The following is a 15,706-nucleotide window of genomic DNA, read 5'->3' as shown; positions in this document are numbered from 1 at the left end:
CTCGCGGTTCACTCGGCGAGCAGTTCGTCGACCGTCGCCTCACCTTCACGGTACCGGCGGGCGAGCTCTGCGGCATAAGCGTCGACGACCTGCTGCACCGTGCGGCGCAGCGCGGAGATCTCCCGCTCGTGCCGGCTGAGCCGGTCGGCCACCTCGTGCAGCCGGGCGGCGGGGCAGGAGGCCAGATCGGGCAGGTCGAGGTCGCCCAGCGAGGCCTCCATGGCCTGGCGGTACTCGCCCGCCCGGGCCCGGTCGATCGGCTGGTAGCGGGCGGAGACCTGGCGGGGGGTGCTGTGGTCGGCCAGGATCTCGATCAGCCGCCCGATCAGCGGGCTCGAGTCGCCGTCCGCCCGAGCCGTCAGCTCCGCCGCGATTATGTCGATCCGGCCGTGCAACAGGCGGCGCAGGTAGGACAGGTCCGCCTCCTCGGCGATCGCCTCGGCCCGGCAGGCGCGCAGCCTGGCCGTGGTCAGACGCCGCAGGTCGAGATCCGCGGACAGCACGCGGTCCAGCCTGCGCTCGGTGTGAGCCGTCATCGCGGCCGGCCGCCTTCCCGCTGGATTTCCCAGACTCCTGACATGGCTGCATCGTGCCACGTCGCGCGGGCAGGCGGCCCCATGACAGACGACTGTCACCCGATAAGACGAGCGCACTGTGCAATTTGCACGCCTCTCGTCCTACCTGCCACCCGTGCAGGTCAGCCGTGGCGTCGCAGCCGGTCCCGGGCGCTGCCGCCGGCGTCCGGCGGGACCACGACCTCCTGGCCGGCGGGCACGCCGTCGGCCTCGAGCACGGCGTCTACCGGCACGTTCCGCTTGACGACGGCCAGCGCGATCGGGCCGAGCTCGTAGTGGCGGGCCGCGCTCGTCACCGCGCCCACCTCACGGCCGTCGTGCAGGACGGCCGCTCCATGCGCCGGCAGACGCTCCTCGGTGCCGTCGAGGTGCAACATCACCAGGCGGCGCGGCGGGTGGCCCAGGTTCTCCACGCGCGCGACCGTCTCCTGCCCCCGGTAGCAGCCCTTGTTCAGGTGCACCGCGGTGTCCAGCCAGCCGAGCTCGTGCGGAATCGTGCGCTGGTCGACCTCGAGCCCGAGCCGCGGCCGGTGTGCGGCGATCCGCAGCGCCTCGTCGGCCCAGACGCCCGCCGGATGCCCATGGGTACGGCCGTACTCGGCGAGTTCGGCTCGCGGCAGGAACAGCTCGCGTCCGGTGCCGTCGGGCAGCTCGCGCACGAGCACCCGCGCGGCCTCGGCCGACGCCGTCGGCCCGGCCTCGAACACCACCGCGTACTCGTCGGTGACGTCGACCGGGTCGACGTCGAGCATGAACCGCATCTTGGTCAGGAAGGCCGCGGCCTGCTCGGCGGTGCCCGGCTCGACGTGCGCCCAGAGCGCTTCGCCGTCGTCGACGAGGTAGAGCGCGTGCTCGATCCGCCCGTTGGGGTCGAGCACCAGCGTCTCGGTGGCCGTATGCGGCGCCAGCGCGCTCAGGTGCTGCGTGGTCAGCGAGTGCAGCAGATTGAGCCGATCGGCTCCGCCGATGCGCAGCACGCCGCGGTGCGACAGGTCGACGAAGCCGCGCCCGGCGACCAGCTCGCGTTGCTCCACATGGGGGTTGCCGTAGTGCGCGGCCACGCCTTCGTCAGGGGCCTCGGCCGCCACGGCGCCGGGCAGATCAAGCAGGGGGGAACGCATGTCCGGTTAACCCTCCATGCCGAGGTCGTTGTTCCCGGCCCGGTGCGCCGCGTCGGCCGACGCGCGGCACTCGGAGCAGCGGCCGTAGAGCGCGAAGTGCGCGATGTCGGTCTCGAAGCCGAAATCCGCGCGCAGCTGGGCGATCATGGTCGAGGCGCACTCCGACGGGGACTCGATCACCCGGCCGCAGGACCCGCAGACCAGGTGCAGGTGCTCGCGCTCGTGCGCGGCGTGGTAGATCGGGGCGCCGTGGCCGAGGTGGGTGTGCGAGACCAGCTCGAGCTCCTCGAGCAGCTCGAGCGTGCGGTACACGGTGGAGAGGTTGACCGAGCTGGCGGTGCGCTGCACCTCGGCGCAGATCGCGTCCGGAGTGGCGTGTTCGAGCGCGACGACCGCCCCGAGGACGAGCTGGCGCGCGGGCGTGAGCCGATAACCCTTGGCCCGCAGCTGGTCACTCAGGTCGGGGGGCACAGGAGCGGCCGAGCCGCCAGTGGTCGCCACAGAGCAACTGTACGCCGTGCCCCGGACCGCTCCGGTCGGCTTCCGCCGCCCGCCGCCGGCCCCGGCGAGCCGGGCCGGGGACCTACGCGACCCGCTTGAGCTGCGCGGCGAGGTGGTTCTGCATGCCGTGACCCATCGCGGCCATGTCGAACGTCCAGTACAGATCACCCTTGACCAGCCCGTAGAGCCGGTTGCCGGCCGAGTACTCCTTGGCCGAGGCGGTGCGCGCGACGGCGTCGGTGTTCAGCTCGATCTTGCCGCTGTCCACCTGGCCGACCCAGATCTCGACGACGCCGGTCGGGTGCGCGAGCACGACCTCGAGCTGCTTGTCCTCCTGCGGCCGCCAGTAGCCGTGCTCGCGGGCGAGCGGGCGGATCTTCTCGCCGTCCTCGTCGATGAGCCAGGACTTCGACTCGTAGTCGAGGAAGGCCTTGCCCGGGATGTAGCTGAAACTGACTTCCTGTCCGAACCGGAAGTCCTCGATGGTCGGGTACTGCCCGAGGCCCACTCCGGCCCATTCGCCGATCAGGAACGAGAGCGGGTAGAGCGCCGGGTCGAGGTCCTGCGGGATCTCGAACGGCATGTCAGCTCTGGCCCTTGAAGAGCTTCACCACGACGTAGCCCGCGAACCACAGGACCGCTAGGAACATCACCACGAGCAGGGCGGTGAAGAAGTTGTCCATCGTTGCTGCGCTCCTCGGCGTCTCGGCCATCCGGGCGGGCGGGTCGGCCCGGTCTGTTTCGGCGGGTCAAGTCTAATACCGTGGACGCTCATGACGACCAAGAATCTCGTTATCAAGGTCACGTCGGGAGCCGATGCGCCGGAGCGCTGCGCTCAGGCGTTCACCGTGGCGGCGGTTGGCGCGGCATCCGGGGCGCGGGTTTCGCTGTGGCTCACCGGCGAGTCCTCGTGGTTCGCGCTGCCCGGCAAGGCCGAGGAGTTCGACCTGCCGCACTCCGCCCCGCTGCCGGACCTGATGGAGGCCATCGCTGCCAACGGCACGATCACCCTGTGCACGCAGTGCGCGGCGCGGCGGGAGATCACCGAGGAGATGCTGCGCCCGGGCGTGCGCATCGCCGGCGCGCAGGCCTTCGTGGCCGAGGTGCTCGAGGACGGGACGCAGGCGCTGGTCTACTGACCCGCCGGCAAAGCCGATCTTCTTCGAAGCGGCACGCCGAAGGCCCCCGGCGGGCGATCGCCGGGGGCCTTCGAAGGATCGGGTCGGATCAGACCGCGATCGCGACCTCGTGCACCTGGCCCTGGCTGGCCACCACGGCGCGGTCGGCGCTGCCGCCGGGCACCAGCGCGCGCAGCGTCCAGCTGCCGGGCGCCGCGAAGAAGCGGAACGCGCCGGTGGCGGAGGTGGGCACCTCGGCGGTGAACTCGCCGTCGGCGTTGAGCAGGCGGACGTAGCCGGTCACGGGCACGCCGTCCTTGCTCACCGTCCCCTCGATCACGGTTTCCTTGGACACGTCGATACCCTCTCGGGACAGGCCGCCGGTGGTGGCTCCGCACATATCAGTACTCTCCTTCTGCTGATCGACCGGGCGGGGCTCAGGCGCCGAGCTCGATCGGGACGCCGACCAGGGAGCCGTACTCGGTCCACGAGCCGTCGTAGTTCTTCACGTTCGCCTGGCCGAGCAGCTCGTGCAGCACGAACCAGGTGTGCGCGGAGCGCTCACCGATGCGGCAGTAGGCGATGGTGTCCTTGGCCAGGTCCACGCCCTCGGCCTCGTAGAGCGCCTTGAGGTCGTCGTCCGACTTGAAGGTGCCGTCGTCGTTCGCGGCCTTGGACCACGGGATGTTCTTGGCGCTCGGCACGTGGCCGGGACGCTGCGACTGCTCCTGCGGCAGGTGCGCCGGGGCGAGCAGCTTGCCGGAGAACTCGTCGGGGCTGCGCACGTCGACCAGGTTCTTGGCGTTGATCGCCTCGACCACCTCGTCGCGGAACGCGCGGATGGTGGCGTCCTGCTCCTGGGCGACGTAGCTGGTGGCGGCGCGGCTCGGCACCTCGGCGACGAGGTCGCGCGAGTCGAGCTCCCACTTCTTGCGGCCGCCGTCGAGCAGCTTCACGTCCTGGTGGCCGTAGAGCTTGAAGTACCAGTAGGCGTAGGACGCGAACCAGTTGTTGTTGCCGCCGTAGAGCACGACGGTGGTGTCGTTGCCGATGCCGCGCTCGGACAGGAGCGCCTCGAACTGCTCCTTGTTGACGAAGTCGCGGCGGACCGCGTCCTGCAGGTCGCGCTTCCAGTCGATCCGGATGGCGTTGCGGATGTGGTTCTTCTCGTACGCGCTGGTGTCCTCGTCCACCTCCACGACGGCCACCTTCGGGTCGTCGAGGTGCGCCTCGACCCAATCGGCGTCGACCAGGACGTCGTTGCGGCTCATATGAGTCTCCTGTTGATCACGAAGAGTGAATGGTGCGGGCACGGCCACAGGCCGCGGCTTTGCTTGCGCTTGCCGGATACTCGGAGTGTGGGGCCCGATCTGCCTCGAGCGGCCGTCTGCCCGATATCCGGGCGCGGCGAAGCGGCCTAGATCAGGCCGTGGGACACAGGCAGGTGGCGACGCGGCACAGGTCGACTGCGCGCCGCTTGGTGAGCTCTGCCTGAGGCCTCATGGCCTCGATACTAGGGACGGATCAGCCGGGCTGTCACGAACATCTCGTTCTATGAGACGGTAGTCTCACATCTGAAACATAACGCGGCCGTTCCGGCTCAGCCACCCGAGCTGGTGGACAGGCCGGCCTGGCTGAGGTTGACGTTCTTGCCCTCGGCCTGCACCTGCACGGCGGTCGAGGTGTAGGTCAGCGAGGTCAGCTTCACCCCGAACGGCAGCGTGGACAGGTCGAACTTGACGTCCAGCGGCTGGAACCCGAGATCGGCGAGCAGCCCGGGGAACTGGCCGGAGCGCAGCTCGAGGATGTTCGGGCTCTCCAGCGAGACGTGCACGGTCAGCTTGATCAGGTCGTTTCCGCCGATCAGCGAGGTGATCCCGGCGGGCGGCGAGAAGGCGAAGGTGAGCTCGTCGCCGCTGGCCGGGGTGATGGTCGCGGTGCCGAGTTGCACGCCGTCGAGGGTCATGTACTTGGACAGCGCCTGGCCGATGGCGCTGTAGCCGATCACGGCGTTCGCCTTGAGCGAGTCCACCTCGGCCCCGTTGAAGGCGCCGTTCACGTGCACGCCGTAGAGGTCGGTGTGCAGGTCGGAGATGGTCAGCCCGTTCGCGTCCAGGTCGTGGATGTCCACCGTGGCGTGGTCGAAGTGGCGCTGGGCCACCTGGGTCAGGAAGGGGAAGCCGGCGATGCTCACGCTCGGCTTCTGGCTCAGATGCTGAGACGTCTGGATCCGGCCGGCGAGCTCGTTCTCCGCCACGGCCAGCCCGATCCGGTCCACCCCGACCAGCACCGCGAGCAGCACGACGAGCGCGATCAGCCAGCGTCGCCAGCGTCTGCGCCGGCGTACCGGCAGCACGGCGGTTCGCTCGTTCGGGCCGGGCCGCTCCCCGCCCGGATAACCCATGGGCACCGTAGGCTCAGTCACCCGATCAGCGTAAACCGTACCTGCGCTCGAGGGGACAAATCGCGTGGGACTGAGCCGGAACCGTGCTCATCGGGCCGCGCTCCCGGGACCGTGCTCAGCGGAACACGGCGGTGGCGAAGACCGCCCCCACCGCGGCGAGGCCGAGCGGCAGCGTCTGGGCCACGATCCGGGTCGAGCCGCGCAGCTCGCCCTCCGCCGTCATCCGGTCGAGCGCGCCGGAACCGGCCCCGGCCGCCAGCGCGGCCACCGCACCGCCGAAGGCGCCCGCCTTCAGGCCGCCGGTCGCCGAGAACGAGGTGGCCGCCAGGGCGCCGACCGCCGCTCCCGGGACGACCGCCGCCAAGATGCCGCGCAACGGGTCGCGGCCGAGCAGCGCGCAACAGAGCACGCCGACCGCGGCCGCCGACGCGCACGCCGCCGTCAGACCCTTGTCCGTGCGGTCGGCCAGCACGAAGGCGGCCGGAAGCGCGGCGAATACGGCCCCGGCGACCGAGACCGCGAGCGCCGTGATCCGCTCGCCGTCGCCGATCGCGGTACGCTGACGCAGCGTCTGATCGGCTGCCAGCAGCAGGAATCCGACGCCGAGCGCGACCGGCACACTGATGTCTCGCTGACTGCCGGTCAGCTTGAAGGCCGCGGCGCTCGCGGCCCAGCCGATCAGCGCGGTCAGCACGATCGAGCGGCGGTCCCCCCGGCCGTTACGGCCGAGACCGGCCGCGAGCTGCCAGCCGTAGGCCACACCCAGCTGCACCAACGCGATCACCACCAGCGCCGCGGACGCCGAGGCGAGCGCGGCAAGCGCCAATATCGCGCCTAGCCCGGCTGCACCGAACGCGCCACGACCTGGTGCGGGGACTGCTCCCGGAGCGGACGCGGCGGCGGGCGACGGAGCCTGACGCACCGTCGGCTGGCCGAACTCGGCCGGCTCGGTCAGACCTGAACGCGGTTGCGGGACCTCGGACGCGCCCGGCTCCTCGGCGTACCCGCCGTATTCGTTGTAACCGCCGTGCTCGTCGTAATTGCCGTACTCGTCGTACCCGTCGTACTCGCGCTCGTGCTCGGGCGCGGCAGCCCGTCGGCGCGAGCCCCGGCCGGGAGCGTTCGACTCGTAGTCCGTCTGGCGCCCGCCCTGATCCTGGCCGTATTCCTGCAGCGGAGAGACACCCAGCCGCGCCTCGTCCCAGGCGCGCTGCTCCCAGCCCATGCCGGACATCGCCCACTGCGGGTCCGCCGCGACGGCCGGGTCGGCGGGATACGCCTCCTGATACGCGGGATCCTGGTACGGCTGCTCGGCGTACGGCTGCTCCTGATACGCCTGCTCCGGGTACGGCTGGTACTCGGGCTGGGGGTAGCCGGGCTGCGGGTACTCCGGATAGCCCTCGCCGCCTCCCTCGTACGGGTTGGGCTGGTACTGGCCGTACTCGTACGGCTCGTATGGCTCCTGCGGTCCGTAGCCCACGGCTCAGCCTCCGGCGAAAGGCGGCAGGATCTCCACCACCGAGTCCTCGTGCAGCGCGACCGTGCCCGGGTCCGCCCGCCCCACCTGTATTCCGTCCACCAGCAGCGAGCAGCGCGCCAGCACGCGCAGCAGCGGCGCTCCGCCGCCGTCGGCACCGCCCCGGCGCTCGACCGCCTCGGCCAGCGCCGCGCCGAGCGTGGCCGCGTCGGCCGGCTCCTCGGCCGTGCCCGCGGCCTCGCGCGCGGCGGCCCAGAAGCGCAGTGTCGCGCTCATCGACGGCACCGCCTCTCTCGCTCGCGTGGATCGGCCGGGCCCCAAGGATGGTCCGGCGTCCCTCAAGTATCGGCCACGCATGAGGCCGGACGTACGCACTCCCGCCGTTATCGTGTGCTCTTCGTTACAGACACCCGGCGGACATGTCGGCTATCCTGCCCGGTAAAGGACTCGGGCAGTGAAGCCCCCGGGTCCTTGTTTGCTTTTTACGCGCAGGTTACGAAACCCGCATGCCGCCCGGCGGAAGGAGCCCCACCCTCATGGCCACGCTGCTCCTGTTGACCAACGCCCTCGCGCCCTCCACCGAAGTGCTGCCCTCGCTCGGCCTGCTCCTGCACACCGTCCGCGTCGCCCCCGCCGAGGCGTCCGCGCTGATGGACGCCCCGCCGGCGGACGTCCTGCTGGTCGACGGGCGCCGGGAGCTGCCGGCCACCCGCTCGCTGTGCCGGCTGCTGCGCACCACCGGCCTGGACTGCCCGATGCTGCTGATCACCACTGAGGGTGGCCTGGCCGCGGTCACCGCGGAGTGGGGTGTGGACGACGTCCTGCTCGACACCGCCGGGCCGGCCGAGCTCGAGGCCCGGATCCGGCTCTCGCTGGGCCGGCTGGCCGCCGCCTCGGGCGCCGAGGACCTGCCGCTGGAGATCCGCAACGGCGACCTGGTGATCGACGAGGCCACCTACACCGCCCGCCTGCGCAACCGGGTGCTCGACCTGACCTTCAAGGAGTTCGAACTGCTCAAGTACCTCGCCCAGCACCCCGGCCGGGTCTTCACCCGGGCGCAGCTGCTGCAGGAGGTCTGGGGCTACGACTACTTCGGCGGCACCCGCACCGTGGACGTGCACGTGCGGCGGCTGCGGGCCAAGCTCGGCACCGACAACGAGCAGCTGATCGGCACCGTGCGCAACGTCGGCTACCGCTTCGTCAACCCGGACAAGCGCAGCGAGCGCGAGGCCGTCGCCGCGGTCTGAAGATCCGCTCGTCCGCCGGTAGGACATCTAGTCTAAGTGTCATGCGCGAACAGACTGCGGGATCCCTGACCCAGGCCGATCGGGAGCGGGTGGCCGCGCTGGTCGCCGCCGCGGCGAGTGCGGACGGACACGTGCCGCTGTCCGAGGAGGCCCGGCTGGCCGTGGCGCACGGACGCGCGGGCACCATGCACCTGATCGAGCACGGGGCGAAGGGCGCGGTGCTCGGCTACGCCTACCTGGGCGCGCCGGACGAGGCCGGGGACGACGGCTCCACCGCCGGGCGCGGCTGCGAGCTCGTCATCGCCCCGCAGGCGCGCGGAGCCGGCCTCGGCACGCTGCTGGCCCGGGACGCGCTGACCGCCGGAGCGGTGCGGTTCTGGGCGCACGGCGCGCACCCCGCCGCCCGCCGGGTGGCCGCCAAGCTGGGCCTGCGCGAGTCGCGCGAGCTGCGGCTGCTGGAACTGACCGGCTGGGCCCCGACCACCCTCTCGCCCAAGGCGCCGGACGGCATCTCGCTGCGCTCCTTCCGCCCCGGCGAGGACGACGAGGCCTGGCTGGCCCTGAACGCCGCGGCCTTCGCGCACCACCCGGAGCAGGGCCAGTGGACCGCCGAGGACCTGGCCGAACGCAAGGCCGAGCCGTGGTTCGACCCGGCCGGGTTCTTCCTCGCCGAGCGGATCGGGGCGAACGGCCGGGGCGAGCTGGTCGGCTTCCACTGGACCAAGACCCACCCGGCCGGCGCCTACGGCCCGGACGCGGTCGGCGAGGTCTACGTGCTCGGCGTCTCCCCGGCCGCCCAGGGCCTCGGCCTCGGCAGGGTTCTGCTGCACTCCGGGATGGCCTACCTGACCGCCCGCGGCTACCGCACGGTCGTGCTCTACGTGGACGGCGACAACACCGGCGCGGTCCGGCTCTACGAACAGGCCGGGTTCCGCACCCGCTCGGTCGATCTCGAATACCGGGTGCGCTGAGGCCGGTCGGCGGGTAGGCGGGGATCAGCACCAAGAATCCGTGCGGAGGCAACCTTCCGTTCACCCGGCTATGCGAGAGTTGGATCATGGATCAGCCTGTGGACCCGTCACCTGCGTCCGCGTCCCGATTCCTCGACCGGGAGGCGTCCTGGCTGCAGTTCAACAGCCGGGTGCTCGACCTCGCCGAGGACCGCGGCGTGCCGCTGCTGGAACGGGCCAAGTACAGCGCGATCTTCGCCAACAACCTGGACGAGTTCTTCATGGTCCGGGTGGCCAGCCTCAAACGGCGGATAGCCACCGGGGCGGCCGGCGTCACCGCGTCCGGCCTGAGCCACCGTGAGGTGATGCAGCGGATCTGGGCCTCGACCCAGGAGCTGATGCACCGGCACGCCGCCGGCTTCCAGGAGCACCTGCGCCCGGAGCTGGCCGAGCACGGGATAGAGATCGTCGACTGGACCAGGCTGACCAAGGCCGAGCAGGACGAGCTCTACGTGCTCTTCAGGGAGCGGATCTTCCCGGTGCTCACCCCGCTCGCGGTGGACCCGGCGCACCCGTTCCCCTACATCTCCGGGCTCTCGCTCAACCTGGCCGTGCAGGTGCGCAACCCGGTCAGCCAGCACGAGCACTTCGCCCGGGTGAAGGTGCCGCCGCTGCTGCCGCGCTTCATCGAGGTGGCCGAACAGCGCTACGTCCCGCTCGAGCAGGTCATCGCGGCGCACCTGCCGCACCTGTTCAACGGGATGGAGGTGCTCGGCTGCCACGCCTTCCGGGTGACCCGGAACGAGGACGTGGAGATAGACGGGGAGGACTCGCAGAACCTGCTCGAGACGCTCGAGCGGGAGCTGATGCGTCGCCGGTTCGGCCCGGCCGTGCGGCTCGAGGTCGAGGAGAGCATCGACCCGGGCGTGCTGGAGCTGCTGGTGCGCGAGCTCGCGGTCGGCGAGGCCGAGATCCTGCGGCTGCCCGCCCCGCTCGATCTGACCGGGCTGTTCGCGGTGGCCGGCGAGGACCGGCCGGAGCTGAAGTACCCGCCGTTCGCCGCCGCGGTGCACCAGGACCTGGCCGAGTTCGAGTCCGGCGCCGGGATCGACGTGTTCGCCGCGATGCGCCAGCACGACATCCTGCTGCACCACCCGTACGACTCCTTCTCCACGTCGGTGCAGGCCTTCCTGGAGCAGGCCGCGGCCGATCCGGACGTGCGCGCGATCAAGCAGACGCTCTACCGCACCAGCGGCGACTCCCCGATCGTGGACGCCCTGGTGGACGCGGCCGAGGCGGGCAAGGAGGTGCTCGTCCTGGTCGAGATCAAGGCCAGGTTCGACGAGCACGCCAACATCGCCTGGGCGCGCACCCTGGAGCAGGCCGGCTGCCACGTCGTCTACGGCCTGATGGGCCTCAAGACGCACTGCAAGCTCTCCCTGGTGGTGCGTCAGGAGGGCAACCGGCTGCGCCGGTACGCGCACATCGGCACCGGCAACTACAACCCGAAGACCGCGCGGCAGTACGAGGACCTCGGCCTGCTCACCTGCGACCCGCAGGTCGGCGAGGACCTGACCCACCTGTTCAACCGGCTCTCCGGCTACTCGCGCACCACCAGCTACCGGCGGCTGATGACCGCCCCGCACGGGATGCGCGAGTCGCTGATCGAGAAGATCGAGAACGAGCACAAGAAGGCGCTGAGCGGACGGCGGGCGCTGGCCCGCACCGCCCGGATCCGGATGAAGATGAACTCCCTGGTGGACGAGACCGTCATCGACGCGCTCTACGCCGCCTCGCAGGCCGGGGTGAAGATCGACCTGGTGGTGCGCGGGATGTGCGCGCTGCGTCCGGGCGTGCCGGGCCTGTCCGAGAACATCAGGGTGCGCAGTGTGCTCGGCCGGTTCCTGGAGCACTCCCGGGTGTACGTGTTCGGCGACGACGTCTCGGTCCCGGCCGGGGCGCGCAGCACGCCGGAGCCGGCCCAGGTCTGGATCGGCTCGGCCGACATGATGCACCGCAACCTGGACCGCCGGGTGGAGGCGCTGGTGCGCATCGGCGACCCCGCCCACCGCAGTACCCTGATTGAACTGATCGACTCCGTGTTCGCCGAGGACGCGGTGTGCTGGGCCCTGGGCCCGGACGGCGAGTGGACCCGGCGCACGCCGCCGGAGGGCGTGGCGGCCCGGGACGTGCAGAAGGCGCTGATCGAGGCGCGCAACCAACAGTCCGCCGCACGGCGGGCCCGGATGGGATGAGTGCCCCGCGCGCGCGAGCGTCTGCGGCGGGCACCGGACACGTGAGGACTGCCATGTGGACGCGGTGGGGTGGAGGCCGGTGAGAACGGGCATGGATCCGACTGCCGGCGAGGTTCTGCGCGCCTATCTGGCCGAGCAGAGCAACGCCTTCCTGGCCCAGCTTCCCCGGCTGCGCCAGGACAAGCCGGAGGCCGCGCACAAGGTGCGGGTGGCCTGCCGGCGCACCCGCTCGGTGCTGCGCACCTTCCGGCCGGTGCTGGACAAGGCCTGGGCGGACGGGCTGAGCGCGCAGATCGCCGCGCTCACCGACGTGATCGCGCCGGAGCGGGACATCGAGGTGGTGCGCGAGCGGCTGCTCGGCGCGCTCGAACGCTTCGGCACCCAGGACCCCGGCGTGCTGCGCGCGCACACCCTGCTGGACCGGATGCTCGGCCGCGACTACGCGACAGCGCACGACGCGACCCTGGCGACGCTGGCCGGGCCCGGCTTCCACGCCCTGGCCGACCGGATCGCGCTGGCTCCGCAGACGGTGCTCTCGGCCGAGGGCGCGCTGGGCCGGCCGGCCGAGCAGGTGCTGCCGCCGCTGGTGCGGGCCGAGTTCGCGCACGTGGTGCGGCGGGCCGCGGCCGTCGACCCGGCGGGCGAGGACGAGCCCTGGCACCGGCTGCGGATCTCGGCCAAGCGGGCCAGGTACGCCGCGGAGGTGTGCGTCCCGGTGATCGGCATCCCGGCCGAGGCCTTCGCCGCGCAGCTGACCAGGCTGACCGAGGAGCTCGGCATGCAGCAGGACGCCGCGGTGGCCGGCGAGGTGGTGCTGCGGGCCGCGCAGTCCCCGCGGATCGCGACCAGCACCGGCTTCGTGCTCGGCCGGCTGCTCGGCGAGTGCCGGGCCGAGATCGCCCGGTCCCGGCGCACCTTCCCGGAACTGTGGTCCGGAGCCACGGCACCGTCGTACCGCGCCTGGTTCGCCGAGGAAGTACGCTGATCCACCGTGGCGGTGAACATGATCGACTCCGGGCGGATCAAGGCGGCGGGGGCCCTGCTGTGGCGGGACGGCCCGGACGGGCCCGAGATCGCCGTGATCCACCGTGAGCGCTACGACGACTGGTCGCTGCCCAAGGGCAAGTTCGAGCCGGGCGAGCACGCGCTGGTCACCGCGCTGCGCGAGGTGCAGGAGGAGACCGGGCACCGGGTCGTGCTGGGCCGGCGGCTGCCGAACATCGAGTATCCGGTGCTCGGCCGGCCCAAGCGGGTGCGCTTCTGGGCCGGGCACAGCGCGGACGCGGTCGAGTTCACGGCGAACGACGAGGTGGACGCGCTGGACTGGCTCGCCCCGGCGGCGGCGCTGGACCGGCTGACCAGGCCGCTGGACCGCGGCGTGCTCGAGGCGTTCCTGCGCGGTCCGGCGCACACCTTCCCGGTGATCCTGCAGCGGCACGGGAAGGCCGAGCACCGCGGCCCCGACTATCCCGACGACCTGCTCCGGCCGCTCGCCTCGCATGGGCAGGAGCAGGCCGTGACGCTCGCGGAGCTGCTCTCGGCCTACGGCCGGCTGCGGGTGATCAGCTCCCCGGCCGTGCGCTGTGTGGCGACGATCCGGCCGTACGCCGAGTTCCGGGCGTTGGAGATCGAGATCGACGCCGCGCTCACCGAGCAGGCGTACGTACACGCGCCGCGCGCCGTGGTCAGCTGGCTGCGGGATCTGACGGCGCATCAGGAGGGCGTGGTCGTGTGCACCCACGGCCCGGTGCTCGACGAGCTGATCGCGGCCGTGCTGCACGGCCCGGGCTTCGGCGGCAGCACCCGTCTCGAGGACGGCCCGACGCTCAACGGCAAGCCCTGGGACCCGGCCACGGCGGATCAGTGGGCGAACGAGTCCATCCCGACCGGCGGGGCCTGGGTGCTGCACTTCGCGCTGGACCCCGAGGCTCCCGGCCTGGTGGCCGTGGACAAGCTCAAGCCCTGACAGGTCCCTGAGGTATCGGAGGCGCCCCGGCCTCCGATCCGCTTTTCCGATGATCAGCACATATCACCGTGACTGGAACAGTGGACTCTCGTTGCACTGAGTGAGAACGGTCGGCCTCGCAGTGAGGAGATCACGGTGAACAGCACCATCGCGCGGAGCACCAGGAAGCTCGCGCCGGCCCAGACGGCGCACCCCGTCCACGGCCTCGTCGCCATCGCCAACGGCCCGGACTACTGCCTGTGCGGCAATGTGTGGCCCTGCCGCCCGATCGAGAGCCCGCTGGCCATGACGCGGTGAACGACTCGCGCCCCGGCCCGGGGAACGGGCCGGGGCGATGCGCGGAGTCCGGCGGTCAGCTCTCCGGCCGCCGCGGCGTCCTGGGGTGGCTGGGCGTGTGCGCGCGCGGCCCGAACACCGCGGCGGCCAAGGCGGTCAGGTCCGGGTCCTCCGTGGGCGGCTTCGGCGCCGCGACGGCCTGACGGAGCGTCGGCGGCAGCGGAGCGGGCTCGGGCCGGGCCGGCGCGGGCACCGGGGGCAGGCCTACCGGGCCCAGCGGGCCGGTGGGCTGCACGGGTGTCACGGGCGGCCGTGGCGGGACCGCAGCCGGCCCCGAGCCTCCGCCTGGCACGGCCCGCGTCGGCGGCAGGGCTCTGGCCGAGGGCACCAGCGGCTCGATCGCGGGCGCCGGCGCGGCGGCGGCCAGCGGCGGCGCGTACTGCGGACCGAGCGGGCTCGACGCGTCCGCGCCGGCCTCCTCGTGCTCGAACCGCCCCAGCCCCTCATTGTGCTCGGCCGAGCTCTCCGTCATCGCGCGGTCGGTGAACACCAGCGGCTTCTCGAGCTCGGTGATGATGTGCTTGACCACCTGCACGTCGCCGTTCACGTCCCAGACCGCGATGCCGGGCGAGAGCGTCGGGATGATCTCCACCGCCCACCGCGGCAGGCCGAGCACCTTCCCGGTGGCCCTGGCCTCGTCCGACTTCTGCATGTAGATCGTGCGGGTGGAGGCCATCTTGAGGATCGCCGAGGCCTCCTTCGCCGCCGCGCCGTCCACCACGTCGGACAGGTGGTGGACCACCGCGACGAAGGACAGGCCGAGCCGCCGGCCGAACTTCAGCAGCCGCTGGAACAGCTGCGCCACCGACGGCTCGTTGATGATGTGCCAGGCCTCTTCCACCAGGAAGATCCGCTTGCGCCGGTCCGGCCGCAGCCAGGAGTGCTCGAGCCAGACCCCGACGATGGCCATCAGGATCGGCATGGCGATCGAGTTGCGGTCGATCGTGGACAGGTCGAAGACGATCAGCGGCGAGTCCAGGTCGATGCCGTCGGTGGTCGGCCCGTCGAACATCCCGGCCAGGTCGCCGTCGACCAGCCGGTCGAGCACCAGGGCCACGTCCAGGCCCCACTCGCGCAGGTCGTCGAGCTCGATGTTCATCTCCTCAGCAGCCGAGACCACCGGCTCGCGCAGCGCGTCGACCACGTCGTGCAGGATCGGCTGGACCGCCGCCCGCAGCGCGTCCGCGCGGATCGTGGCGTGCGCGGCCTTGAGCGCGTAGCCGGAGCGCTCGTCCAGCGGACGGGCGAGGGCGACCTCGACGATGGTGCGCAGCAGCGCGAGCTGGCCGGTGCTGGTGATCGCCGGGTCCAGCGGGTTGAGCCGCACGCCCTGGCCGCCGCGCGCGTGCGGGTCGAGGCGCACCGGCCGGACGCCGAGCGCCTGGGCGATCAGGTTCCACTCGCCCACGCCGTCCTCGCCCTGCGCGTCGAGCACCACCACCTGGCGGTCCCGGAAGCGCAGCTGCCGCAGCACGTAGGTCTTCTCCAGCGCCGACTTGCCGTTGCCGGACTCGCCGAGCACCAGCCAGTGCGGGGCCGGCAGCTGCTGGCCGTAGAGCTGGAAGGGGTCGTAGACGTAGCCCTTGCCGCTGTAGACCTCGCGCCCGATGATCACCCCGGAGTCGCCCAGGCCCGGCGCCGCGGTCGGCAGGTAGATGGCCTCGGCCTGGTTGGTCGAGGTGCGCACCGGGATGCGCTGCGTCTCGCGCCGGCCGAACAGCGCCGTCGCGAAGGTGTCGGTGATCAGATCGCCGAT

Annotated in this window: 18 protein-coding genes; 7 read left to right on the top strand and 11 right to left on the bottom strand. The window is 71.8% G+C overall.

Going from position 1 to position 15,706, the window contains the following annotated elements; translation table 11 throughout:
• Positions 1 to 8 precede the first annotated feature (8 nt).
• From ACTRO_RS26340 to ACTRO_RS26325, 4 genes are all read right to left on the bottom strand, one after another.
• Positions 9 to 536 carry an RsiG family protein gene (locus ACTRO_RS26340; protein WP_034267247.1) on the bottom strand — a complete coding sequence of 176 codons (528 nt, stop codon included), beginning with the start codon at positions 534 to 536 and terminating at the stop codon, positions 9 to 11.
• A 161-nt stretch (positions 537 to 697) separates the two neighbouring features.
• Positions 698 to 1,696, bottom strand: a complete 999-nt coding sequence (gene ygfZ, locus ACTRO_RS26335; protein ID WP_034267244.1) for a CAF17-like 4Fe-4S cluster assembly/insertion protein YgfZ — start codon at positions 1,694 to 1,696, stop codon at positions 698 to 700.
• Positions 1,697 to 1,702: 6 nt separating this feature from the next.
• The gene (locus tag ACTRO_RS26330) at positions 1,703 to 2,197 is read right to left on the bottom strand and encodes a Fur family transcriptional regulator (protein WP_245594491.1); all 495 of its coding nucleotides are present in this window, start codon (positions 2,195 to 2,197) and stop codon (positions 1,703 to 1,705) included.
• An 82-nt stretch (positions 2,198 to 2,279) separates the two neighbouring features.
• Positions 2,280 to 2,780, bottom strand: coding sequence for a heme-binding beta-barrel domain-containing protein (locus ACTRO_RS26325; RefSeq protein ID WP_034267238.1), 501 nt, complete (start codon positions 2,778 to 2,780; stop codon positions 2,280 to 2,282).
• A 190-nt stretch (positions 2,781 to 2,970) separates the two neighbouring features.
• Here ACTRO_RS26325 and ACTRO_RS26320 point away from each other — a divergent pair, with 190 nt between their 5' ends.
• Entirely contained in the window at positions 2,971 to 3,336 is a 366-nt protein-coding gene (locus tag ACTRO_RS26320; protein ID WP_034267235.1) for a DsrE family protein, read from the top strand.
• A gap of 88 nt (positions 3,337 to 3,424) precedes the next feature.
• Here ACTRO_RS26320 and ACTRO_RS26315 read toward each other — a convergent pair whose 3' ends face one another.
• From ACTRO_RS26315 to ACTRO_RS26295, 6 genes are all read right to left on the bottom strand, one after another.
• Positions 3,425 to 3,715 carry a DUF1416 domain-containing protein gene (locus ACTRO_RS26315; protein WP_034267232.1) on the bottom strand — a complete coding sequence of 97 codons (291 nt, stop codon included), beginning with the start codon at positions 3,713 to 3,715 and terminating at the stop codon, positions 3,425 to 3,427.
• 37 nt (positions 3,716 to 3,752) lie between these two features.
• Positions 3,753 to 4,586: a sulfurtransferase gene (locus ACTRO_RS26310; protein ID WP_034267230.1), complete on the bottom strand. Its 834-nt coding sequence runs from the start codon at positions 4,584 to 4,586 to the stop codon at positions 3,753 to 3,755.
• Between the two features lie 151 nt (positions 4,587 to 4,737).
• Positions 4,738 to 4,818 carry an Ms5788A family Cys-rich leader peptide gene (locus ACTRO_RS51490; protein ID WP_425394886.1) on the bottom strand — a complete coding sequence of 27 codons (81 nt, stop codon included), beginning with the start codon at positions 4,816 to 4,818 and terminating at the stop codon, positions 4,738 to 4,740.
• Positions 4,819 to 4,915: 97 nt separating this feature from the next.
• Positions 4,916 to 5,740 carry an LmeA family phospholipid-binding protein gene (locus ACTRO_RS43940; protein ID WP_157436456.1) on the bottom strand — a complete coding sequence of 275 codons (825 nt, stop codon included), beginning with the start codon at positions 5,738 to 5,740 and terminating at the stop codon, positions 4,916 to 4,918.
• A gap of 94 nt (positions 5,741 to 5,834) precedes the next feature.
• Positions 5,835 to 7,199: a hypothetical protein gene (locus ACTRO_RS26300; RefSeq protein ID WP_034267228.1), complete on the bottom strand. Its 1,365-nt coding sequence runs from the start codon at positions 7,197 to 7,199 to the stop codon at positions 5,835 to 5,837.
• A gap of 3 nt (positions 7,200 to 7,202) precedes the next feature.
• Positions 7,203 to 7,472 (bottom strand): MoaD/ThiS family protein, encoded by a 270-nt coding sequence (locus ACTRO_RS26295; protein ID WP_034276834.1) that lies wholly within the window; start codon positions 7,470 to 7,472, stop codon positions 7,203 to 7,205.
• A gap of 260 nt (positions 7,473 to 7,732) precedes the next feature.
• Between ACTRO_RS26295 and ACTRO_RS26290 the strand changes: the two genes are divergently transcribed.
• The 6 genes from ACTRO_RS26290 (at position 7,733) to ACTRO_RS47520 (ending at position 13,911) form a co-directional block, all read left to right on the top strand.
• Positions 7,733 to 8,443, top strand: coding sequence for a response regulator transcription factor (locus ACTRO_RS26290; RefSeq protein ID WP_034267226.1), 711 nt, complete (start codon positions 7,733 to 7,735; stop codon positions 8,441 to 8,443).
• Positions 8,444 to 8,484: 41 nt separating this feature from the next.
• Positions 8,485 to 9,414, top strand: coding sequence for a mycothiol synthase (gene mshD, locus ACTRO_RS26285; protein WP_051451423.1), 930 nt, complete (start codon positions 8,485 to 8,487; stop codon positions 9,412 to 9,414).
• Between the two features lie 86 nt (positions 9,415 to 9,500).
• The gene (locus ACTRO_RS26280; protein WP_051451422.1) at positions 9,501 to 11,648 is read left to right on the top strand and encodes an RNA degradosome polyphosphate kinase; all 2,148 of its coding nucleotides are present in this window, start codon (positions 9,501 to 9,503) and stop codon (positions 11,646 to 11,648) included.
• A 91-nt stretch (positions 11,649 to 11,739) separates the two neighbouring features.
• Entirely contained in the window at positions 11,740 to 12,633 is an 894-nt protein-coding gene (locus tag ACTRO_RS26275; RefSeq protein ID WP_034267223.1) for a CHAD domain-containing protein, read from the top strand.
• Between the two features lie 6 nt (positions 12,634 to 12,639).
• The gene (locus tag ACTRO_RS26270; RefSeq protein ID WP_051451421.1) at positions 12,640 to 13,614 is read left to right on the top strand and encodes an NUDIX hydrolase; all 975 of its coding nucleotides are present in this window, start codon (positions 12,640 to 12,642) and stop codon (positions 13,612 to 13,614) included.
• A gap of 135 nt (positions 13,615 to 13,749) precedes the next feature.
• Positions 13,750 to 13,911, top strand: coding sequence for a hypothetical protein (locus tag ACTRO_RS47520; protein ID WP_157436455.1), 162 nt, complete (start codon positions 13,750 to 13,752; stop codon positions 13,909 to 13,911).
• A gap of 55 nt (positions 13,912 to 13,966) precedes the next feature.
• On the opposite strand, the gene ACTRO_RS26265 is transcribed toward ACTRO_RS47520, so the two are convergent.
• Positions 13,967 to 15,706: an ATP-binding protein gene (locus ACTRO_RS26265; RefSeq protein WP_425394885.1), complete on the bottom strand. Its 1,740-nt coding sequence runs from the start codon at positions 15,704 to 15,706 to the stop codon at positions 13,967 to 13,969.

The sequence above is a fragment of the Actinospica robiniae DSM 44927 genome (assembly GCF_000504285.1).
Classification (GTDB): Bacteria; Actinomycetota; Actinomycetes; order Streptomycetales; family Catenulisporaceae; genus Actinospica; species Actinospica robiniae.
Note: the sequence above shows the minus strand (reverse complement) of the source record. Positions and strands in the feature narration are given on the sequence as shown.